The following is a 21789-nucleotide window of genomic DNA, read 5'->3' as shown; positions in this document are numbered from 1 at the left end:
TGGCGCCAGCCCCTCCTCACCGCGAACGTCACCGGCGTCGGCGTGACCAACGTGCTTGAGGCGATGCGGCTCGGCGCGCCCAAAGCGCGCTTCTACCAGGCGTCGTCCTCGGAAATGTACGGGCTCATCCAGGAGCCGATGCAGAGCGAGAAGACGCCCTTCTATCCGCGCAGCCCCTATGCCGTGGCGAAGCTCTACGGCCATTGGATCACGGTGAACTATCGCGAGAGCTTCGGCCTTCACGCCTCCTCGGGCATTCTCTTCAATCATGAAAGCCCGCTGCGCGGCGTCGAATTCGTCACCCGCAAGGTCACGACCGGCGTCGCCGCGATCAAACTCGGCCGCGCCACGGAGTTGCGGCTCGGCAATATCGACGCCAAGCGCGACTGGGGGCACGCCAAGGATTACGTGCGCGCCATGTGGTTGATGCTGCAGCAGGAGAAGCCGGACGATTACGTCGTCGCGACCGGCGTCACCACCACGGTGCGCGATATGTGCCACATCGCTTTCGAGCACGCCGGCCTCGACATGGAAAAATTCGTCATCATCGACCCGGCGTTCTACCGTCCGGCCGAGGTGGACGTTTTGCTTGGCGATTCCAGCAAGGCGCGGCAGGTTCTCGGCTGGACGCCTGAGATCGATCTTCGCGAAATGATTTGCGAGATGGTGGACGCCGATCTCGCGCGGCTGCGGCGCGAGTCGGCCTAACCTGAAAAGGGCGCCCGCGATGGCCGCCTTCGAGCGCATCTTGGTGACGGGCGGCGCCGGATTTGTCGGCGGCCACCTCTGCGCCGCCCTGGCCGAGGCCTATCCGCAGGCGACGCGGTCGCTGCTGCTGCGTCCCGGCGAACGCGGCGGCCATGAGGCTTTCGCCGCGGCCGTCGCGGATCTTGTCGACGAAGCGGCGATCGACGCGCTGATTGCGCGGGTGCGTCCCGATCTCGTCGTGCATCTCGCGGGTCAGTCGTCGATCGGACAGGCGCCGCACGCCGCCGAAATGACTTGGCGGGCGAATTTTCACGGCTCCTTCGCGCTCGGGGCGGCGGTCGCCCGGCACTGCCCAACGGCGGCGTTTCTCTTCGCCTCGACGGCGGCTGCGTATGGCGCAAGCTTTCGCGACGGGGTTTTGAACGAGGACGCCCCGTTGCAGCCGATGGACGTCTACAGCCGCTCCAAGGTCGCCGCCGAGAGCGCGCTTTCCGATCTGCTGGCTCCCAAAGGGCGGCTCATTGTGGCGCGGCCGGTCAATCATTCAGGACCCGGTCAGCGCAATCGCAATTTCGCTCTCGCCTCCTTCGCCGCGCAGATCGCGGCGATCGAGGCCGGCCGCGCCGAGCCGCGACTCATGGTCGGCGATCTCTCCAAGGCCCGCGATTTCCTCGACGTGCGCGACGTCGTTGACGCCTATATGCGGCTGATCGAAAAGGCGCGGGATCTGCCCGCCTCCGTCTCGATCTTCAACATCGCCTCCGGAACGGCGCATCGCCTGGAAGCGCTGCTCGAGCGGCTGCGCGGACGGGCCAAGGCGCAATTTGCGATCGAGGTCGATTCGGCGCTGCTGCGCCCTGCAAGCGACATCGCCAGCGTCGCCTGCGACGCGACGCGACTGACCAAAGCGACCGGCTGGCGTCCCCACCACGACATTGACGACATGCTGCAGGCGCTTCTCGACGACGCCCGCGCGGCGGAAACGCAGGCCGCACCGGCGACGTCATGAGCGAGCGGCAAAACCGAGAGCAGGACCGGGAACGCATCCGCCTGCTCGAATTTCAGCTCGATCATTTGCGCGCCGAACTCCTGCATCTGACTCATGAGCGCTATCGGCTGATCTACTCGGTCTCCGGCCATATCTATCGCTTTCTCCGGCCGATCGAAGCGTTCTTCGCCGACGCCGCGAACGCGCTCGGAGGGCGTTTTCGCCCGGCGCCGCCCGACGCGACGACGCCAGTGGCCTCCGACCAGGGCGCTCCGCCCGCTCGAGGCGCGCCGCTGCCGGCGCGACGGCTGCTGGTCGATGTGACCGGAACGATCAAGCGCGACGCCGGCACCGGCATTCAGCGCGTCGTCAAGGAAGTGACGCGCGGCCTCTCTAGCGGCGAAAGCTTCGACCTGCCCGCGGTGGCGGTTCGCTGCGAGGGCGGCCGGCTGCTGACCGCCAACGGCTTCGTCGCGGAGCTTGTCGGCGGCGACATTGCGCCCGACTCTGAGATCGCGATCGCCGGAGGCGACCGCTTTCTGATGCTTTCCGACAGCTGGAACGCCTTCGACGAACTCGCGCCGATTTTCGCGAAGATTCGGGACGAGGGCGGCGAGGTCGTCACCTGCATCTTCGATCTCATTCCAGAGCTTTATCCGCACGCCTGCCACGAAGTGACGGTGCCGCGCTATCGCGCCTGGCTGCGCAAGGCGCTCCTCGAGAGCGATAGTTTCCTGGCGATTTCGCAAACGGTCGCCGACGAACTCGCCGACTATGTCGCCGCGCAAGAGCTGCCGCATCGTCCCGGCCTCAAGATCGGCTGGTTTCACTGCGGCTCCGATCTTGCGCTGCGCCCAGACGCTGCGCCGCGCGACAAGGTCAAAGCGGCGGTCGCCGGCGATGCGCCGGTCTTTCTCGCCGTGGGCACGATCGAACCGCGCAAGGGTCAGCGCGTCGCCCTTCGCGCCTTTGAAGAACTCTGGGCGAGGGGGCGCGATGTCCGCATCGCCTTCGTCGGCCGGCGCGGCTGGTTTGAAGAAGCGGTGGTGCGCGAAATTCTCGGACACAAAGAATTCGGTCGTCGGCTGTTCTGGTTCGACGATTCGGACGATGACGAGCTTTCGTTCCTCTACGATCACGCGGCGGCGCTGATCTTCCCGTCCTATGCGGAAGGTTTCGGCCTGCCGATCGTCGAGGCGGCGCGGCGCGGCCGCCCGGTGATCTGCAGCGATATCCCGGTCTTTCGCGAGGTCGGAGGGGCCGGCGCGCTCTATTTTCGCGTCAATGACGCCAGGGCGCTGGCCGAGACGATCGCGGACTTTCTCGACGGCCGCCGCGCCGCCGACCCGGACCAGATCTTGCGCGTCGCCTGGCGCGACGCCGCGCGGCGCATCGTCGAGGTGGTCGCGCGCGAGGATTGGAGCCGGCGCCTGCATTAGCCTGCCGGTTTGCGCTGCAGCATGGGAATCGCCGTATTTCCGCGCTCCGTGAAAGCATGGTAGATAGGCGCCAATTGGTCGTGCGGCCCGGCCAGCGCCCTTGCGGCGCGCTGGGCCGCACGACTTTTCGCTTCCAATGCGGGTAGGGCTTTCGCCTTCTCCCGCGCCAAAAACGGAAACGCTCTCCATGCAGATCAATATTCCGCTTCTCAATCAGCAGACGCCGCAGACCGTGCTCAAGATGATCAATCTCGAAGCGTCGCAGCTCTCGCTGCCGGATTCGCGCGAGTTGATGTGGGGCGCTTTCGGCGCCTATGGCGTGCTTCAGGCGATCGCGCAGTCGTTCAACCACTCGCTGCTCGGGAGCCTGATCTACGGCGTGATGAGCGTGGTCCTTCTCTACGGCGGCACATACGGCCTGCTGCGCGTTCTGAAAGAGGACGCAAAGTTTCAGCGCACCGCCACGGCGCTCGCCATCATGAGCGGGCTTGCGGCGCTCATCTATACGATCCTGCACCTCCTCTTCGGCATCGCCCTGCCGCCGCCCTTGCCGACCGAAAAGCTGCTGCGCTTTCTGCTCTTTCCGATTCTGATTTGGATGGTGTTCATGTACGCCTTCGTGTTCCGGCACGTGTCGCTGCGCCCGGCGCCGGCCTTCTTCGCGGCGGCGCTGTTCGTCATCGTCATCGAAGTGATCCTGTCGCCGATTAGCCGATAGCCGCAAATCCATATTCGGACGGCGCGGCGCTCGGCCGCCGCGTTTCGCGGATTTCGCGACTGCCTCGCATGTGATCGACGGGACCGCGGCGCAATGCTAAACAACGCGCCAGCGGCGCGCAGACGCCCGATTGCCTACGCTAAACGGATTAACGACGCTCATGACCTTATCATTTGACGTTCTGGGCATTGGCAACGCCATCGTCGACACAATCGCGCGCGCCGAGGACGACGATTTGCTGCAGGCCGGACTGCGCAAAGGCTCGATGACGCTTGTCGACGAAGCGCGGGCCGCTGAACTTTATACAGCGATGGGCCCGACGACGGTTATTTCCGGCGGCTCGGCCGCCAACACCATGGCGGGCCTTGCGAGCCTGGGGCGCGCCGCGGGATTCGTCGGCAAGGTCAAGGAAGACGACGCGGGCCGCGAATTCGCGCATGACATCCGCAAGGCCGGAGTCGCCTTCGACACGCCGGCGGCCGCTGACGGCGCCGCGACCGCGCGCTGCTTGATTTTCGTGACGCCGGACGGCCAGCGCACGATGAACACCTTTCTCGGCGCCTGTCAGGCGCTCGCCCCGACGGACATCGACGAGGGGGCGGTCGCGCGCGCGAAGGTCCTCTACATGGAGGGCTACCTCTGGGACCCGCCCGGCGCCAAGGAGGCTTTCCTGAAGGCGGCGAAGATCTCGCGCGCCAACGGACGCAAGGTGGCGATCACCCTTTCCGACAGTTTCTGCGTCGATCGCTATCGCGGCGAATTTCTCTCTCTCATCCGCGATCGGGTGGTCGACATCGTTTTCGCCAATGAAAGCGAATTGCACGCGCTCTATCAAACCGGCGATTTCGAGACGGCCCTCGCGGCGCTGCGCGCCGAAGACGGGCTTCTTGGCGTCGTCACGCGATCGGAAAAGGGCTGCGTCGTGGCGAATGGCGCGAGCGCCCTCGCCGCGCCGGCCTGTTCTGTCGATGCGGTCGTCGACACGACCGGCGCTGGCGACCTCTTCGCCGCCGGTTTTCTCGCCGGCTACACGCAGGACTTGCCGCATGAACGCAGCGCGATGCTCGGCGCGCTCGCTGCGGCGGAGATCATCTCTCACGTCGGCGCGCGGCCGCAGAAGGATTTGCTGCAGCTCGCCCGCGATGCTGGCGTGCTGGAATAAGTTCGGGTTTCCTCGACCTGAGGCGCTCGATCGGCGATTCAAACAAGCTGGAGGAACGAAAGATGCGCCTTGTCTCCAAAACAGTGCTGGCCGCATTTGCCGCAGTCGCGAGCCTCGCGATCACCGTTGAAGCGCGCGCTGAGGAGCAGATGACGAAAAGCCTCACCGGCCTTCAGTACAAGGACACGAAGGTCGGGACCGGCGCGACCCCCAAGATCGGCCAGACCGCGGTCGTGCATTACACCGGCTGGCTCTACAACAATGGCGAGAAGGGCAAGAAATTCGACTCTTCCCGTGATCGCGGCCAGCCCTTCGAATTTCCGCTCGGCCAGGGCCAGGTGATCAAGGGCTGGGACGAGGGCGTCGAAACCATGAAGGTCGGCGGCAAGCGCACGCTGGTCATTCCGCCAGAACTCGGCTACGGCGCGCGCGGCGCCGGCGGCGTCATTCCGCCGAACGCCTGGCTGATCTTCGACGTGGAGCTGGTCGGGGTGAAATAAGCGCCGCGTCTGTTGTTGACCGACCAAAGCGCCGCCCGCCATATTTGATGCGGGCGGCGTTTTTTATTTTTTGAGGCGACCATTATGAGCAGCGATCAATCGCAAGCGGCGTTCGCCGCGCCGCAGGAATATTGCGACATCGTCATGAAGGGCGGCATCACGTCCGGCGTCGTTTATCCGCTCGCGCTGACATCTCTCGCCAAGAAGTATCGTTTCTCGAACATCGGCGGCACGTCCGCAGGCGCCATCGCCGCTGCAGCAGCGGCCGCCGCGGAATATGGGCGCTTGTCCGACAAAGGCGGCTTCCTAAGGCTCGCGACAGTGCCCGACGAAGTGGGGCCACATCTTACGAGCCTGTTTCAACCGACGCCGGCGCTAAAACCGCTGTTCGATATTTTCATCGCGCTGCTCGAATCGAGATCGGCGTTCGGGAAGATTGCCGGCGCGCTGCGCGCAGCCTTCTTTGGCTACCGAAAGGAGGCGATCATCGGCGGAAGCCTTGGGTTCTTCCTGGCGTTGCCGCTCATCGCTCAGGGCGTCGCCTTCTGGCCGAGCCTTGTCCTTTTTCTTCTGCTTGTAGCGCTTGGGGTCGCCGCCGCGCTCGTCTGGCGCCTGATCGAGGCGTTCAAGCGCGACCTGCCCGACAACGACTACGGCCTCTGCCCCGGCCTCCGACAGGAGGGAGGCGAAGACGAAGGTTTTACGGACTGGCTCGCTCGGCTGATCGACGAAGCGGCAGACCGCGCGCCCGACTCGGCGCCGCTGACATTCGGCGAGCTCAAGAAGCCGCCGGAAGACGGGCGTCCGATCACGCTGATGATGATGACGACGAGTCTGATGGAGAAGCGTCCCTATACGCTGCCGCTCGACAGCGGACGCGAGGGCGACGCCACCTATGGTTTCGTCTTTGAGATTGGAGAGTGGAAAAGGCTCTTTCCCCAACGGGTCATCGACTACCTCCTCAAGGTCTGCGAACGAGATTTTCAGTCGCAGGGGGAGCCCGGCGAATTTTATACGTTTCCCCACCGGGACGATTTGCCGATCGTCGTCGCCGCGCGCATGAGCCTCAGCTTCCCAGGGCTAATTTCCGCTGTTCCGCTCTGGCGACGCGACTACAAATATGCCTCGAAGCCCGATCAGCAGACATTGCGACGCTGCCTTTTTAGCGACGGAGGGCTCTCGAGCAACTTCCCAATCCATTTTTTCGATAAGCTGCTGCCGAATTCGCCGACCTTCGCCATCTCGCTCGATCGCTTTGATCCGAAGCGGCATGATCCAGAGGAGGGTGACGGGCGCATCTGGATGTTCCGCAAGCCGCGCGAAGGGGCAAGCTTGCCCATTCTGCCTTTCTCGGGCTTCGGCGACTTCCTGTTCCGGCTCGTCGACGCAGCGAAGGACTGGCAGGATAATCTGCAGAGCGTTTTGCCGGGCTACCGTGAGCGTATCGTCCATGTCGGACTTTCGGACGACGAGGGCGGCCTCAATATCGCAATGACGGAGGAAACTGTCCGAAAGCTGGTTGCGCTCGGCGAAAGAGCGGGCGAACGGCTGGCGGATTTTGACAGCGACGACATGGACGCGCATCGTTGGCGCCGCTTCCTCGTCGCCATGGCCCGCATGGAGCAGACGCTCGACGATCTCACCCGTTCGTGTGAAGGGGTCGCGCAGACGAGTAGCGGACCGACTGTCGAGTCCTTCGGTCGCTTTCTGGAGCGCTACCCCGCGCTTGCGCGGGAATACGAGCAAACGCCCGAAGTTCTCAACGCTATGCTGACGCGCGCCGCGGAAATCGCGGAAATAGGCGCACAGTGGCGGGATTCGCCGACCATCCGATCAGGTAGGATTCCTCAACCAGACACCAATCTGCGCATCACGGCGAAGCCCTGAGCTCAGGTCAATGCAAAATCCACATGGCGGCAAGGAGCACTAAGGCGAGACCGATCAGCATCGTCCTGTCCGAGCGCCGGCGCGTCTCGCCCAGCGCCTCGATCGAGCGCGGCGAAAGATCGACGCCGCGCTCGGACATTTCGCTCACCCGCTGGATCGCCGTTTCGGCTTCCTGCAGCGTCTGCGGCAGGCGCGTCGCCAGCTTCGCCAGCTCCGTGAGACTTCTGCTCGCGTCCTCGATCTTCGCCTTGACGCCAAGATTCTCCTCGATCCAGGAGCGCACCACCGGATCGCAGGTCTTCCAGATGTCGAGCTTGGGATCGAAGGCGCGGGCGACGCCCTCGGCGACGACCATGGTCTTTTGCAGCAGCACCAGCTCGGTGCGTGTGCGCATGTCGAACAGCGCCGTCACTTCGAAGAGCAGGGTCAAGAGACGCGCCATCGAAATATCGGCGGCGTTGATCATGTGCATCGGTTCGCCGATGGCGCGCAGCGCCTGCGCAAACTCTTGAATGGAATGGGCGGCAGGGACATAGCCCGCCTCGAAATGAACCTCGGCGACGCGCTTGTAGTCGCGAATGATGAAGCCGTAGAGAATCTCGGCGAGGAACCGGCGCTCCTTCAATCCCAGCCGGCCCATGATGCCGAAGTCGATGGCGACGAGACGGCCCTTCTTGTCGACGAAGAGATTGCCCTGGTGCATGTCGGCGTGAAAGAAGCCGTCGCGCATGGCGTGGCGCAGGAATGACTGCAGCACATTGCGGCCGATCGCCTTGAGGTCATAGCCCTCGGCCGCAACGCGCTCGATATCCGAGAGAGGAACGCCGTCGACCCATTCGAGCGTCAGCACTTCGCGATCCGTGCGGCTCCAGTCGACGCTGGGCACGTGAATCTCCGGATCGCCGGCGACATTTTCGGCGAATTCGGACGCGGCCGCCGCCTCGAGACGAAAGTCGGTTTCAAGCCTTACGGTGCGCGCGAGCGTATCGACGACCTCGATCATACGCAGCCGGCGCGCTTCGGAGGAATAGCGCTCAGCGAATCGCGCCACGCGATACATGTCGCGCAGATCGAGTGCGAATCGGCCTTCGATGCCCGGCCGCAGCACTTTCACCGCAACCTTGCGCACGCCCTCCTTGTATTGCGCCTGGGCGACATGCACCTGCGCGACGGACGCGGCGGCGACAGGCTCGCCAAAAGACACAAACAGCTCGTCGATCCTGCGGCCCAGCGCCTTTTCGACGATGGCGACGGCCTTGTCGCGGCCGAAGGGCTCCATCCGGTCCTGCAGCGCGGTCAGCGCATCGGCGATCTCGCCCCCGACGATGTCGGGGCGCGTCGCCAGAAATTGCCCGAGCTTCACATAGGAGGGGCCGATCTGCGCCAGCGCGCGCACCAGCGCCCGCCCGGCGCCATCGCGCTTGCCGCCCGCGAAGAGATTGGCGAAGCGCACGAGCGGCGCCGCCGCCGGCGGCAGAAGCGCCGGATCGAGAAGCGCAAAGACGCCTTCGCGCGCCAATATGTAGCCGGCGCGCGCCAGACGATAGAAATGACCGACGCCAAGGATCACGAACGCCGCCGCTCTTTAGACCACGCTGCATTTGGACGGTATCGCCCAAAATAGCGTGATCGAATCCAAAAGATTAGAGCGCGGCGTCACCGGGTCCCGATTTTTCGCAGCGCGCTGTTGAGAGATCAGCTCTTCCAGCCCGAATGGATCGCCACCACGCCGCCCGTCAACCGCTCAAAGCCCGTGCGCCGAAAGCCCGCCTTGCGGATCATCCGTTCGAATTCTTCCGCGCTGGGGAATTTGCGGATCGATTCGACGAGATAGCGGTACGGCTCCGAATCTCCCGCGACAAGCTTGCCGATCGCCGGAATGACGTTGAACGAATAGGCCTCATAGAGCTTGTCGAGGCCCGGAACGGCGACCTGCGAAAACTCAAGGCACAGGAAGCGGCCGCCGGGTTTCAGCACGCGATGGGCTTCGGCAAGGGCGACGTCGATGCGCGGCACGTTGCGAATGCCGAAAGCGACCGTGTAGCTGTCGAAATGCGCGTCGGGAAAAGGCAGCGATTCGGCATTGGCCTGCACGAACTCGACGCCGGAAACGCCGCGCTCGCGGGCGCGATCGCGGCCGACTTCGAGCATGTCGCCATTGATGTCGAGCACGACGATTTCCGCGTCATGCGCCGCGCCGGCGGCGATGCGGAAGGCGACATCGCCCGTGCCGCCGGCGACGTCGAGATGGCGAAAGCCCTTGCGCCCGCGCGCATTGACCTTGGCGGCGAGCGTGTCCTTCCACAGCCGGTGCATACCGCCCGACATGAGGTCGTTCATGATATCGTAGCGCCGCGCAACCTTGTGGAAGACGTCGTCGACGAGGCCCTGTTTCTCGTTCAAGGGAACCTCGGAATAGCCGAAATGGGTCGAGCCCTCTCGCTCGGAAGTTCGATCAATCATCAGGCGCTCGGGTGACGAGGAAGGAAGGGGACGGTATAGCCTGTCGCCGAGCCGGTGGCTACGCCCGCGCCGTCCCGGCCCGCCGGCTCTTTGACGGGGTCAACCCAGTTTATGCCAGAGCTGCCCGAAGTCGAAACCGTGCGACGGGGATTGGCGCCCGCGCTCGTCGGCGCGACGATCGAGCGCGTCGAGCTGAAGCGCCACAATCTGCGCTTTCCTTTCCCCGAACGCTTTGCCGCGCGTCTTCAAGACCGGCGCGTCCTCGACCTTCGCCGCCGCGCGAAATATCTCCTCGCCGATCTCGACGACGGCCATTCGCTGATCATGCATCTTGGCATGAGCGGCTCGTTTCGCATCGACGAAGAAACGCCAGGCGCGTTTCACCACAAGCGCGACAAAAACGCCGCGCATGACCATGTCGTCTTGCATCTCGATCATGGGCGGCGCGTCGTCTACAACGACCCGCGCCGTTTCGGCTACATGCTGCTCATCGCCACGCATGCGATCGATGAAGACAAGCTCTTTCGCGGCCTCGGCGTCGAACCTTTGAGCGGCGCGCTCGACGCCGCGTTCCTCGCCCGCGCCTTTCGCGGACGCGCGGCGCCGGCGAAAGCGCTGCTGCTCGACCAGCGCCTGATCGCCGGCCTCGGCAATATCTATGTCTGCGAAGCGCTGCATCGCGCGCATATATCGCCGCTGCGCGCGGCGGGCTCGCTCGTCACCGCCAGCGGCCGGCCGACGGCGGCGCTGGCGCGGCTGCCGGAGGCGATCAAGGATGTCTTGACGGATGCGCTGAAGGCCGGCGGCTCGTCTTTGCGCGATCATCGACAGATCGACGGCTCGCTTGGCTATTTCCAGCATAGTTTCCGGGTCTACGACCGCGAAGGCGCGGCCTGCCCGACGCCGGGCTGCAAGGGTACGATCACGCGCGTCGTTCAATCCGGCCGCTCGACGTTCTATTGTCCCGCATGTCAGAAATAGAAAAATTTCATTGAAGAGTGCTTCATCACAAAAATGGAGAAGGAAAATGCGGCTTTTGCCCTTAACCATCGCTATCGTTGCGCTGCTTGTCGGCTTAAATCCCGCCCATGCAAAAAGCCGCGCCTACAGCGCGCCGCCCTGCTGGGCGGGAACAAGCGATATTCCGGCCTGCGCCGCCTATATGGCCTACGTCCACCAAACATTTCTTGAACAGACGCCGCCCGCCACCAGACTTGGTTATGGCGACGCTGGCGTTGACTTCAAGGTTTCGCCCTCCGGCCGCGTCACTGTAATTAGATATTACGGCTCGACCTTCGCGCACATTCAAATGGCGCTTTGGATTCTCAAGTCGATCCGCTTGCGGCCTCCGCCGGGTCCTTATGCGCTCGCGAGACAGCAGTTCGCCTTTCATTGAGCAGCGCCGCGCTAATGGACTTGCGTCGCCGGAGAGCGACGATAAGGTGCGCGCATGTCCGCCACTCCCGCCGCGCCGACGCTCGCCGTCGCCGGCCTTTCCAAGAATTACGACAAGCGCAGAGTCGTCGGCCCGCTCGATTTCTCGCTTGAGGCCGGCTCCGTCACCGGGCTGCTCGGCGGCAACGGCGCCGGCAAGACCACGACGATCGGCATGGTGATGGGGCTGATCGAACCGACGCAAGGTTCGGTCCACGCCTTCGGCTGCGACATGTCGCGCGAGCGCTACGGCGCGCTCGGCCGGATGAACTTCGAAAGTCCCTATGTCGACATGCCGCATCGCCTCACCGTGCGGCAAAATTTGCGCGTCTTCGGCATGCTCTACGACGTCGCGGATCTTGACGCGAAGATCGAGCAGCTCGCGAAGGATCTCGCGCTTGGGGATTTTCTCGACCGCCAGACCGGACGCCTGTCCGCAGGCCAGAAAACGCGCGTCGCCATCGCCAAGTCGCTGATCAACGACCCGCAGCTCTTGCTGCTGGACGAGCCGACGGCGTCGCTCGACCCCGACACGGCGGACTGGGTGCGCGCGCGGTTAGAGGCGCATCGGCGCACGCATAATTGCGCCATCCTGCTCGCGTCCCACAATATGAGCGAGGTCGAGCGTCTCTGCGACCGCGTGCTGATGTTGAAGGACGGGACGCTCGTCGACGATGATTCTCCCGCAAGCCTCCTGGCGCGCTACGGCCGCGACACGCTCGAAGAAGTGTTTCTCGACGTCGCCCGCGGCCGCGCGACCGGAGACGCGGCATGAGCTTCTCCTTCAAGCGCATCGGCGCGATGGTGCTGCGCTACGCCTATCTCTTACGCGCGTCCTACACGCGCGTGCTCGACATCATCTATTGGCCGACCGTCCAGCTCCTTACCTGGGGATTTCTGCAGACCTATCTCGTGCGCGCCGGCGCGCTTGCAGCCCCTGGCGGCGCGGCGCAGGCCGCCGGCACGCTGATCGGCGCCATTCTTCTGTGGGACATTCTGCTGCGCGGACAACAGGGCTTCTGCTTCTCCTTCATCGAGGAGTTGTGGTCGCGCAATCTCCCCAACATTCTGATGAGCCCGCTGCGGCCGGCGGAGTTCGTCGGCGCGCTTGTGGCCTTGAGCCTCATTCGGCTCGCTGTAGGCGTGCTCCCCGTCACGATTTTTGCGATCCTGTTCTTCGGCTTCAATCTCTGGGCGCTCGGGATCGCTTTCGCCGCCTTCTTCGTCGTACTGATGTTGTTCGCCTGGAGCATCGGCCTCTTCGTCTCCGGCATTCTGCTGCGCTTTGGACTTGGCGCGGAAAACCTCGTTTGGTCGCTGATGTTCTTCGTGCAGCCGCTTGGCGCCGTCTATTATCCGGTGACCACGCTGCCCAGCTGGCTGCAGCCGATCTCGTGGATGCTGCCGCCGACCTATGTCTTCGAAGGACTGCGCGGTGTGTTGATCGATCACGTTATCCGCTGGGATCTGCTGGCGCAGGGCTTCGCGATCGACGTTTTTCTGTTCGCGGCCGCATCGGCGGCGTTCGGCCTGCTGCTGAAAAGCGCGCGGCGCGCCGGCTCGCTGCTGCAGACGGGAGAGTGACGTTGGCAGGGACCCGGGCCGACTCGGCGCTCCATGCGCGAGGGCTGTTCGAGAGTCGCGCCAAGGCGCGCGAGGCGATCGAAGCCGGGCTTGTCACCGTCGACGGCCGCATCGTCAAAAAGCCCTCCGAGCCAATCGCCGCCGACGCACATATTGTCGCGCGCGCGGCTTACCCCTGGGTGTCGCGCGGCGGCGTGAAGCTTGCGCATGCGCTCGACCAGTTTGGCGTTGACCCTCACGGGCGCTTCTGTCTCGACGTCGGCGCCTCGACGGGAGGCTTCACCGACGTTCTGCTGACGCGCGGCGCGCGCCAAGTCGTCGCGGTCGACGTCGGTCACGGGCAATTACATGCGCGGCTACTCGGAGATCCGCGCGTGACATCGCTTGAAGGGCAGGACGCGCGCACGCTGTCCCCGGCGCATTTGACCGAGGCGCCGAGCCTGATCGTGATCGACGCGAGTTTCATTTCGCTTAGCGTCCTGCTGCCGCACGTTCTTTCGCTCGTCGCGCCGCGCGCCGACCTTGTCGCGCTGATCAAGCCGCAATTCGAAGCGGGGCGCGCAGCCGTGAAGAAAGGCGTGGTGCGCGATGAAAAAATTCACGCGCAAGTTTGCGCGCGCATCGAAGGCGAAATCGAAGCTTTGGGCTGGCGCGTAAGCGGCGTCGTTTCGTCCCCGATAGAGGGCGGCGACGGCAATCGCGAATTCCTGCTTCACGCGGCGCGATCATGAGCGTTGAGCGTCTCGTCATCGAGCGGCTCGGCAATCGCGGCGAGGGCGTTGCGCAGCTTGGCGGGCGGCGCGTTTTCGTGCCCTATGCTCTCGCAGGCGAGACCGTGACGGCGGAGCTCGACGGCGAGCACGCGCGTCTCGTCGACATCGTCGAAGCGTCGCCGCAGCGCATCGCGCCGATCTGTCCGCACTTTGAGGATTGTGGCGGCTGCGCCGTTCAAACGCTGCGCGCCGACGCTTATTCGGCGTGGAAGCGCAGCCTCGTCGAAACGGCGCTCGCAAATGCGGGGCTGACGCTCGACGTCGCGCCGACCGTCGACGCGCATGGCGTCGGCCGGCGGCGCGTGACGTTCCACGCGCGATTTGACGCCGGCAAGGCGCGCGTCGGCTATATGGCGGCGCGCTCGCATCGAATCGTCGAAATCGAGACCTGTCCAGTGCTCGCGCCCGAACTTGCCGGCGCGCTGCCCGTCGCCCGCGCGATCGCGGCGATTCTCGCGCCTCGCGGCAAGCCGCTCGACATCGCCGTCACGGCGACCCTCGGCGGTTTGGACGTCGAGTTGCGCGGCGCCGGGCCGCTCGACGAGGCGGAAACCCGCGCGCTGCTCGCCGCGGCTGACGCGCATGATCTCGCGCGGCTAACGAATCACGGCAAACTAATCGCGCTACGCCGGGCGCCGCAGATCGAAATCGGCGAAGCGACGCTGACGCTTCCGCCTGGCGTATTCCTGCAGGCGACGCAGGCCGGCGAAGAAACGCTCGCGGCGCGCGTTTTAAGCGCGACGGCGAAAGCGCAAAACGTCGCCGATCTGTTTTGCGGCGTCGGCGCCTTCGCGCTTCGGCTGGCGCGGCGCGCGCAGGTGAAAGCCTATGATATGGACGCCGGCGCACTCGCGGCGATGCGCGCCGCGGCGCATGCGACGCCAGGCCTGCGCGCGCTCGAAGGCATCGCCCGCGATCTCTTTACGCGTCCGCTCAGCGCCCATGAACTCAATGGGTTCGACGCCGTCGTGTTCGATCCGCCGCGCGCCGGCGCCGCCGCTCAGGCGGCTGAAATCGCGCAATCGGAAGTTCCGATCGTCGTCGCCGTCTCCTGCCATGCACAAAGTTTCGCCCGTGACGCCGCAATTTTGCTCAAAGGCGGGTACGTCATCCGGGAGATCACGCCGCTCGACCAGTTCCGCTATGCGGCGCATGTCGAGATCGTGGCCATTTTCGAGAAGACGAGCCGACGCAAATCCGCAAAACGGCGTCTGCTTGGGTGAAATTGTCGGCGCCTGCGTCGCTCTTGCGTGCCAAGAATGTCACAGGACGGTCAAGAAACGCCGAGGCGCGGCCGGGTTCTCGCAAAGCGGAGTTGCCGGGCGCCCAAATCAGGCATAGGATTTGCGAGTGGTCCAGCGTAGGCGGAAATTCAAATGATTTCCGTGGTCTGGAAGGAGAACGTCATGATGAATGCGCTTATCGCCGCGACATTGTGCAGTATCGTCCTCGCAAGCGCGCCGGTCGCCATGCGCGCTTATGTCTACGCCCGCCGCAAAGATGATCGCCGTAACTATCGCTAAGGACAGCGCGACAAAAAGGGCGCATCTTACTGACTGTGACAGCCATTCGGTCTGACGCGCCTCTTTTGCTTTCTCGTCTCGCGGCTATTGTCGGCGAGGCGGCCGTCGTAACGGATGCGACGGCGATGTCGCCTTACCTGGCTGAGCCTCGCGACCTCTATCATGGCCGCGCGCTCTGCGTTCTCAAGCCAAGCGCCCCGCAAGAAGTCGCTCGAATCCTGGCGCTGTGCAATGAAACCGGCGCATCCGTAACGCCCCAAGGCGGCAACACCGGACTCGTCGGCGGACAAACCCCCGATCGAAGCGGCGCCTCCGTCGTGCTTTCGCTGGAAAAGCTCAATCGGATTCGCGCCGTCGACGCGACGGCCGACGCGATGACGGTCGAGGCCGGCGTAACGCTGTCGCAGGCGCAAGACGCCGCGCAGGCCGCCGACCGCTATTTCCCGCTTTCGCTGGCCTCCGAAGGCAGCTGCACGATTGGCGGCAATCTCGCGACCAACGCCGGCGGCGTGCATGTCCTCGCCTATGGCTCGATGCGCGATTTGGTGTTGGGCGTTGAGGTCGCGCTTGCCGACGGACGGCTGCTCTCGACCCTCGGCGCCCTGCGCAAGGACAACACCGGCTACGATTTGACGCGCCTTTTTGTCGGTTCGGAAGGCACGCTCGGCGTCATCACCGCCGCGACGCTGAAGCTTTTCCCCTCCCCGCGCTCCCACGCCGTCGCCTTTCTCGGGCTTCGTGATCCCGCTCAGGCGCTTTTGCTCCTGAACTTCGTCAAAGGCCGTGCGGGTCCGATGCTCCACGCCTTCGAACTCGTGTCGCGGCAGGGCCTCGAACTCGTTCTGCGTCACATTCCCGGGACGCGCGATCCTCTGGCGCAGCCGCACGACTGGTATGCGCTGATCGAGCTTGCCGCCTTCGCCGATGGCGAAGCCGAGCGCGCCGCCGCCGAGATTCTCGCCGCCGCCATCGACGCCGATCTGGCGCAGGACGCGACCCTCGCGCAATCGCTGGATCAGGCGCGCGCGCTGTGGAAGCTGCGCGAAAGCATGTCGGAAGCCCAGAAGCGTGAAGGCGGCTCGATCAAGCACGACATCGCCGTTCCGGTGAACGCGATTCCGCGCTTCATCGAGGAGGCTGGGCAAAGGCTGCGCGCCGCTTTCCCGCTGGCGCGGCCGGTTCCCTTCGGCCACATGGGCGACGGCAACATCCACTATAACGTCTCGCAGCCTATCGGCGCCGATAAGGCGGAATTCATCGCGCGCTGGGCCGAGGTCAACGCCATCGTCCACGGCGTCGTGCACGAGTTCGGCGGCTCGATTTCCGCCGAACATGGGATCGGACGGCTGAAGCGGGATCTCCTGCGAGAAACGAAAGACCCCGTCGCGCTCGACGCCATGCGCGCCATCAAGGCGGCGCTTGACCCCAACGGCATCCTCAATCCGGGCGTGTTGCTTTAGCTTCGGCGTTGCGGACAGACGATCTTCACCGTGATCCCGTCCCTATAGATGAAATATTCGACGCAAGATTGACCATTGACGTCGACCGGCCGCTTTCCCACGTCAGCGGCGCGCAGGAAATCCGCGATCGACGTATGGCCCTTGTCATCCCAATCCATCTCCGCCCAGTCGTAGCCTTGCCGCCAGGCCGTGGTGGCGCGCGCGACGAAAAAGAACGCCGGGATCGCCAGGATCGCGGCGATTGTCGCCACAATGAGCCATTTGCCGAAGGGCGCCGACATGTCATCCTTTCCTGGAGCGCTTCACCTCGGTGAGCGCCCATTCTGCGGTTTTTTCCCGACAGGCCGCGCCCTGAAGGCTTTCCTGAGACTCGTTCACGACGATGTCGCCATGGAAGGCGCGGCAGATCCTGCCTTCCAGCGGATAGGGCTGACCCACCGGCGTGAAGGAGCCCTTGGCGCCGCTCTGCGGATTGTCCCAATTGACGCTCGTCCCGCTTCCTTGCGGATCGAGCGCGGTGCTCAGCGCCGCGATGGCCCGGCGCTGATCTTCCGAATCGAGCGCGCCGGACAGTTTGGGAGGAGATTTTGGAATCGCGCTTGTGACGTCCGACGTGACGCGCTCCGAATTCCACATGACGGAAGGGTCCGAGGCCATGGGCACGGCGATCGAGCAGCCGGCGAGGCCGCCGGCCGTCGCCGTCAGGACGATGAGCGTTGCGCCGCGCGACATTTGAGCAATGACGCAAGCGGCGGTATGTCTGACGCACTGGAAGTGCAAAGCGCCACCTTTGAAGCGCCGATCTTTGAATCGGCTTGAGAAAGGATTTTCGCTTGAACGCGTTAACGCCGGGTGACTTTGTCGAGGCCGCCGAACCTTTCGCATTGTTTGGCCAATGGTTCCAGGAGGCCACACTCAAAGAGCCGAACGATCCCGAGGCGATGGTCTTGGCGACGGCCGACGCGCACGGCCTGCCCGACGCGCGCATGGTGCTCCTGAAGGAATGGACGCCAGAGGGCTTCGTCTTCTACACCAACGCCGAGAGCGCCAAAGGGCGCCAACTCGAGGCCAATATGCAGGCGGCGGGGCTCTTTCACTGGAAGTCGCTTCGCCGGCAGGTGCGGCTGCGCGGACCCGTCAGCCGCGTCAGCGACGCCGAGGCGGACGAATATTTCGCCAGCCGGCCGCGCGATTCCCGCATTGGCGCCTGGGCGAGCCAACAATCGCGCCCGCTGGAAAGCCGGTTCGCGCTCGAAAAGTCCGTCGCCGTCTTCGCCGCAAAATATGCGTTGGGCGGCATTCCTCGCCCGCCTTATTGGCGCGGCTTTCGAATCGCGCCGGTCGCGATGGAATTCTGGTCCGATCGGCCGTTCCGGCTCCACGACCGCGTCCGCTTTTTCCGGGCCGAGCCGGGCCAAGATTGGCAAAAGGAGCGGCTCTACCCATGACGGCACTTAAGACGGCGCCCAAGACGGCGCGTGCAAAGCGCGCGACGGCGGCGCTCGCGGCGGCGGCGGCCGCGGCGCTTTTTTCGGCCGAGGCCGCCGCGCAGGACCCCTTCGATTTCCTCTTCGGCGGCTTCGACGGCCCTCGCCGTTACCGGCGAGCGCCCGAACCGAGGCGATCCGAGCGTCCGCCGCCACGCAAGCGCGACGGCGCCGCGCAGACCCAGACGAAGGGTCAAAATCAGCAGGCTCCGGGCGCGCCAGGGGCGACCGGAGCGCCGAGCGGGCCGGAGGGGCCGCCGCCACCCTATGATCCCCAGATCACGCGGCTCTCGGAGGTCCTCGGCGCGCTGGCCTTCCTGCGCGACCTCTGCGGGTCGGGCGACGGCGAGGAATGGCGGGGGAAGATGTCGGCGCTGCTCGACGCCGACGCCCCCAGCGGCGCGCGCCGCCAGAGGCTCATGGCGTCCTTCAACCACGGGTTTCGCGGCTATGAGCTGACCTATCGCGCCTGCACGCCCAACGCCAAGACGGTGATCTCCCGCTATCTTGCGGAGGCCTCCCGTCTGACCCGCGACATCACCTATCGCTACGGAAACCCTTAGACGGACTCGCGAAATTAACCTTGCGGCGAGCGTCGCCTCGCGCGGCGCGGGCGGCTTCTCTAGAGTGGCGTCATGAACGAATTGAACGTCGCCTCGCTCTACGACTTGGGCGGGGACCAGCACCGAGCGGCCCTTGCCTATGTCACCGAGGCTTTCGCCGAGGCGATTCTCGCGGGGATCGAAAGCGATTCCTTCGCGCATGCCGCCCTCTGCGCGGCGTTGCGCGAACTGGTGGCGACCTATGGCGAGGAATCGGTGGCGGTCTTCGCCGAAACGCTGCCCGAGAGGCTGCGGGCCGGGGAATTCACCACCGGCTTGAGACATTAGATCACGCCGCATCTGGGCAAATCGCCACAATGCGTGATGAATATCAAAAGCTTATGACAGGCCTGCGCGATAACGCGAGGGCCACTTTTGCGTTACGCGCGCCCACGCGCTTGCGGTTATTCGCCGCGACCCGGCGAATGCGGACTGACTTTTGCACTGCAAGGCCCTAGAACGCCGGACGCCGCAGGCGTAGACGCCCGGCGGCGTTGCACAGCGACCCCTGCGCCTTAAATCCGAAACGACATGCCCCGCACGCTTCTGTGTCTCGCGCGCCACGGCGAGACCAATTGGAATATCGAAAGGCGCTTTCAGGGCCAGTTCGACATTGCGCTGAACGCGCGCGGACGCGCGCAGGCGGCCGCCCTGGCGAAGGAACTCGCCGGCGCGCATTTCGACAGAGTCTATTCGAGCGACCTGCGCCGCGCGCTCGCGACAGCGACGCCGATCGCCGGCGCGCGCGGCCTCGACGTCGCCAAGACCCCGGCCCTGCGCGAGAAGGACGACGGCATTTGGCAGGGCCACACGCATGCGGAAGTGCAGGCGACGCACGCCGACATCTATCCGAACTATCTGACGCGCCGGCCGGATTTCGCCGCGCCGCAAGGCGAAAGCCTGGAACATTTCGCCGCGCGGGTGCGCAAGGCCTTGACCCAGATCGCCAAGGAGAGCGCCGGCGAGACCGTGCTGGTCGTCGCCCATGCCGGCGTGCTCGACATCGCCTGGCGGCTCGCCGCGGGCAAGAGGCTCGACGAAAAGCGCGAGCATCCGGTGCTCAACGCCACGCCGAATTGGATCGCTTATGAGGATGGGAAATGGTCGCTCGTCGACTGGGCGACGCCGGAGGGGCGGGCGGAAATCGCCGCGCCATGGGACGGCCGCGCGCTGCCGCGCCGCGAAGCCGCACGCGCGCTGATCGTCGATCAGGACAACGACGTCCTGCTGATGCGCTACGCCGGCGGGCTCACGCCGCATTTTCTCGCGCTCGGACATCATCACTTCTGGGCGACGCCGGGCGGCGCGGTGATGGAAGGCGAGAGCTTCGAGTCGGCGCTGCGTCGGGAGGTCTATGAAGAGACGGGCCTCACCGTTCTCGATCCCGGTCCGGTCGTCGCGACGCGCGAATTTCCGATGGAGATCGGCGACGACTGGCATCAGGCGGTGGAGCGCTACTATCTCATCCGCACCGAACGCTTCGCGGTCGAGCCGCGCGACCTGACCGAGGAGGAAAAAATCCATGTGCTCGGCTGGCGCTGGTGGAGCGCGGACGAGATCGCGGTCTCGCACGATCTGATTTTCCCCGAAGGGCTCGAGGCGCTGCTGCGAAAGATCAGCAAGTGACGGGCGCGGTCGAGGCGCGCTCACACGCGCCTCTTATACGCTCTGGATTCCCGATCGCGCGCGTTGCGCGCGTCGGGAATGACATCCGCGCCGTTCAAACGGATTTCGTATTACTCACTTCGTCATGAAGACGTCCCTGCGCGGGAATTTCTCGAAGACCGACGCATCCTGCCCGAAATTCGTCGCGAGAATGTCGGTCGGATTGCCGGCGATCCATTGTGACAGATCGATCGTCTGATAATGCGCGTTGTTGAAGACGATCAGCACGCGCACCGTATCGGTCCCGACGTTTTCGAGCGAATGACCCATGCCCTGGGGAATATAGCCGACGTCGCCCTTCGAGAACGTCTCCTGGCGCCAGCGTCCCTTTGACCCAAACAGCGTGACGCAAAGCTGTCCGCTCAGCACATATTGCCATTCGGAAGCATTGGGGTGCCAATGCAATTCGCGAAGCGCGCCGGGCTCCATTTCCAAAACGACGCCGGTCATTGTCGTCGAAATCGGGAATTGCGATCCGTCGACGCGCCACTCGATGCCACCCGGAAACGTCTCATAGGGCTTTTGCGACAGAAGGCTGTATTTGTGGGTCAGCGGCGGCGGCTTCCATCCCTGCAGCGGTCGCGCGGGGGTCTCCGGCGGAATATTGCCCCTGGCGAAATAGACCTCCTGCTTGGGGAAACTGTCGAAGGTCGACGCCGGGACGCCGAAATTCTTGGCGAGCAGCTCCTTGGGCGCGTGGCCGATCCAGTCGCTGATGCTGAAGGTGCCGAATTCGGAGAAATAGCCATTGTCGAAGACGAGGATGAAATGACACAGGTCTTTTCCCAGCGTCTCGATGACATGGCCATGGCCGCGGGGAAAATACCAAAGATCGCCCGCCTCGAAGTCGTTGGTCTCCGAGCAGCCCGCCGGATCGATGACGGTGGTGCGCACCCGTCCCTCGGTGACGAAGCCCCATTCGGCCGCGGTCGCGTGCCAATGAAGCTCGCGCATCACGCCCTGCTCCATGCGCATTGAAACGCCGGCGATATCCTTGGAGATCGGCAGCTGAGCGACGGTCGCTTCCTTGCCATAGCTGGCGCCGTCGACCCGTCCTTGAGATTTTTCAAGCTCGAATTTGAACGTCGGCAGCTCGGCGCCCGAGGTCACGGGATCGGGCACATTATTATGGAAGCTCGTGTGTCCGCCTTCCGAGCTGATCGGGATCGTCAATGAGAACATTACCAGCCCCCGCTGTTCTGACTGTGTGTCGCAATCGAGACGACGATAAGCACATCGGCTGATTCTGAATCGCGACGGCTCAGCTTGCGAGCATGCCTGCTCGGACGGCGCGCGACAAGGCGCGGCTGCCGCGGCCCCGGTTCGCCCGCAGATGACATTCCCCTGTCGCGATTTACATTGGTGACAAAGGGAAGCCTTAAGGCGAAACTTCTCG

General features: G+C 64.5%; 24 protein-coding genes. 19 read left to right on the top strand and 5 right to left on the bottom strand.

Annotated elements, in window-relative coordinates:
- From IYW40_RS02525 to IYW40_RS02495, 7 genes are all read left to right on the top strand, one after another.
- Nucleotides 1-708, top strand: a 708-nt coding sequence (locus tag IYW40_RS02525; protein ID WP_196399259.1) for a GDP-mannose 4,6-dehydratase, incomplete at its 5' end; no start/stop codon positions are given.
- 19 nt (nt 709-727) lie between these two features.
- Nucleotides 728-1717: an NAD-dependent epimerase/dehydratase family protein gene (locus IYW40_RS02520; protein ID WP_196399258.1), complete on the top strand. Its 990-nt coding sequence runs from the start codon at nt 728-730 to the stop codon at nt 1715-1717.
- A complete protein-coding gene (locus tag IYW40_RS02515) occupies nt 1714-3135 on the top strand; it encodes a glycosyltransferase family 1 protein (RefSeq protein ID WP_196399257.1) in 1422 nt (473 codons plus the stop codon). The genes IYW40_RS02520 and IYW40_RS02515 overlap by 4 nt, the downstream gene beginning before the upstream one ends.
- Before the next feature lie 187 nt (nt 3136-3322).
- Nucleotides 3323-3853, top strand: a complete 531-nt coding sequence (locus IYW40_RS02510; protein WP_196399256.1) for a hypothetical protein — start codon at nt 3323-3325, stop codon at nt 3851-3853.
- Nucleotides 3854-4013: 160 nt separating this feature from the next.
- Nucleotides 4014-5015, top strand: a complete 1002-nt coding sequence (locus IYW40_RS02505) for an adenosine kinase (protein ID WP_196399255.1) — start codon at nt 4014-4016, stop codon at nt 5013-5015.
- Nucleotides 5016-5077: 62 nt separating this feature from the next.
- Nucleotides 5078-5515, top strand: a complete 438-nt coding sequence (locus IYW40_RS02500; RefSeq protein WP_196399254.1) for an FKBP-type peptidyl-prolyl cis-trans isomerase — start codon at nt 5078-5080, stop codon at nt 5513-5515.
- Nucleotides 5516-5599: 84 nt separating this feature from the next.
- Nucleotides 5600-7402 (top strand): patatin-like phospholipase family protein, encoded by a 1803-nt coding sequence (locus tag IYW40_RS02495; RefSeq protein WP_196399253.1) that lies wholly within the window; start codon nt 5600-5602, stop codon nt 7400-7402.
- A gap of 7 nt (nt 7403-7409) precedes the next feature.
- Here IYW40_RS02495 and ubiB read toward each other — a convergent pair whose 3' ends face one another.
- Both ubiB and ubiE read right to left on the bottom strand, forming a co-directional pair.
- Nucleotides 7410-8972: a 2-polyprenylphenol 6-hydroxylase gene (gene ubiB / locus IYW40_RS02490; protein ID WP_196399252.1), complete on the bottom strand. Its 1563-nt coding sequence runs from the start codon at nt 8970-8972 to the stop codon at nt 7410-7412.
- Nucleotides 8973-9097: 125 nt separating this feature from the next.
- A complete protein-coding gene (ubiE, locus tag IYW40_RS02485; protein WP_196399265.1) occupies nt 9098-9868 on the bottom strand; it encodes a bifunctional demethylmenaquinone methyltransferase/2-methoxy-6-polyprenyl-1,4-benzoquinol methylase UbiE in 771 nt (256 codons plus the stop codon).
- Nucleotides 9869-9976: 108 nt separating this feature from the next.
- On the opposite strand from ubiE, the gene mutM reads away from it, so the two are divergent.
- The 8 genes from mutM to IYW40_RS02445 all read left to right on the top strand — a co-directional run bounded on the left by mutM (nt 9977) and on the right by IYW40_RS02445 (nt 16639).
- On the top strand, nt 9977-10846 hold the full coding sequence (gene mutM / locus IYW40_RS02480) for a bifunctional DNA-formamidopyrimidine glycosylase/DNA-(apurinic or apyrimidinic site) lyase (protein WP_196399251.1): 870 nt from the start codon (nt 9977-9979) through the stop codon (nt 10844-10846).
- A 46-nt stretch (nt 10847-10892) separates the two neighbouring features.
- Nucleotides 10893-11261, top strand: a complete 369-nt coding sequence (locus IYW40_RS02475) for a hypothetical protein (protein WP_196399250.1) — start codon at nt 10893-10895, stop codon at nt 11259-11261.
- Between the two features lie 54 nt (nt 11262-11315).
- Nucleotides 11316-12074, top strand: coding sequence for an ABC transporter ATP-binding protein (locus IYW40_RS02470; protein WP_196399249.1), 759 nt, complete (start codon nt 11316-11318; stop codon nt 12072-12074).
- On the top strand, nt 12071-12883 hold the full coding sequence (locus IYW40_RS02465; protein WP_196399248.1) for an ABC transporter permease: 813 nt from the start codon (nt 12071-12073) through the stop codon (nt 12881-12883). The genes IYW40_RS02470 and IYW40_RS02465 overlap by 4 nt, the downstream gene beginning before the upstream one ends.
- 2 nt (nt 12884-12885) lie before the next feature.
- Entirely contained in the window at nt 12886-13614 is a 729-nt protein-coding gene (locus IYW40_RS02460; RefSeq protein WP_196399247.1) for a TlyA family RNA methyltransferase, read from the top strand.
- Nucleotides 13611-14879: a methyltransferase gene (locus tag IYW40_RS02455; RefSeq protein WP_196399246.1), complete on the top strand. Its 1269-nt coding sequence runs from the start codon at nt 13611-13613 to the stop codon at nt 14877-14879. Before IYW40_RS02460 ends, IYW40_RS02455 begins: the two co-directional genes overlap by 4 nt.
- Nucleotides 14880-15032: 153 nt before the next feature.
- Complete coding sequence (locus IYW40_RS02450; RefSeq protein WP_196399245.1) at nt 15033-15179, top strand: hypothetical protein; 147 nt, start codon at nt 15033-15035, stop codon at nt 15177-15179.
- Nucleotides 15180-15214: 35 nt separating this feature from the next.
- A complete protein-coding gene (locus IYW40_RS02445) occupies nt 15215-16639 on the top strand; it encodes an FAD-binding oxidoreductase (protein ID WP_196399244.1) in 1425 nt (474 codons plus the stop codon).
- Here IYW40_RS02445 and IYW40_RS02440 read toward each other — a convergent pair.
- A complete protein-coding gene (locus IYW40_RS02440) occupies nt 16636-16920 on the bottom strand; it encodes a hypothetical protein (protein ID WP_196399243.1) in 285 nt (94 codons plus the stop codon). The two genes, IYW40_RS02445 and IYW40_RS02440, sit on opposite strands and share 4 nt — an antisense overlap.
- A gap of 1 nt (nt 16921) precedes the next feature.
- Nucleotides 16922-17371, bottom strand: coding sequence for an RT0821/Lpp0805 family surface protein (locus IYW40_RS02435; RefSeq protein WP_196399242.1), 450 nt, complete (start codon nt 17369-17371; stop codon nt 16922-16924).
- Nucleotides 17372-17472: 101 nt separating this feature from the next.
- Here IYW40_RS02435 and pdxH point away from each other — a divergent pair, with 101 nt between their 5' ends.
- The 4 genes from pdxH to IYW40_RS02415 all read left to right on the top strand — a co-directional run bounded on the left by pdxH (nt 17473) and on the right by IYW40_RS02415 (nt 20354).
- Complete coding sequence (pdxH, locus tag IYW40_RS02430) at nt 17473-18087, top strand: pyridoxamine 5'-phosphate oxidase (RefSeq protein WP_196399241.1); 615 nt, start codon at nt 17473-17475, stop codon at nt 18085-18087.
- Nucleotides 18084-18689: a TIGR02301 family protein gene (locus IYW40_RS02425; RefSeq protein WP_196399240.1), complete on the top strand. Its 606-nt coding sequence runs from the start codon at nt 18084-18086 to the stop codon at nt 18687-18689. The genes pdxH and IYW40_RS02425 overlap by 4 nt, the downstream gene beginning before the upstream one ends.
- Nucleotides 18690-18761: 72 nt before the next feature.
- Nucleotides 18762-19016 carry a hypothetical protein gene (locus IYW40_RS02420; RefSeq protein ID WP_196399239.1) on the top strand — a complete coding sequence of 85 codons (255 nt, stop codon included), beginning with the start codon at nt 18762-18764 and terminating at the stop codon, nt 19014-19016.
- Between the two features lie 243 nt (nt 19017-19259).
- On the top strand, nt 19260-20354 hold the full coding sequence (locus IYW40_RS02415) for a histidine phosphatase family protein (RefSeq protein ID WP_196399238.1): 1095 nt from the start codon (nt 19260-19262) through the stop codon (nt 20352-20354).
- Nucleotides 20355-20468: 114 nt separating this feature from the next.
- Here IYW40_RS02415 and IYW40_RS02410 read toward each other — a convergent pair whose 3' ends face one another.
- A complete protein-coding gene (locus IYW40_RS02410; RefSeq protein ID WP_196399237.1) occupies nt 20469-21575 on the bottom strand; it encodes a cupin domain-containing protein in 1107 nt (368 codons plus the stop codon).
- Nucleotides 21576-21789 lie beyond the last annotated feature (214 nt).

The sequence above is a fragment of the Methylocystis sp. H4A genome (genome assembly GCF_015709545.1).
Taxonomy (GTDB): Bacteria; Pseudomonadota; Alphaproteobacteria; order Rhizobiales; family Beijerinckiaceae; genus Methylocystis; species Methylocystis silviterrae.
Note: the sequence above shows the minus strand (reverse complement) of the source record. Positions and strands in the feature narration are given on the sequence as shown.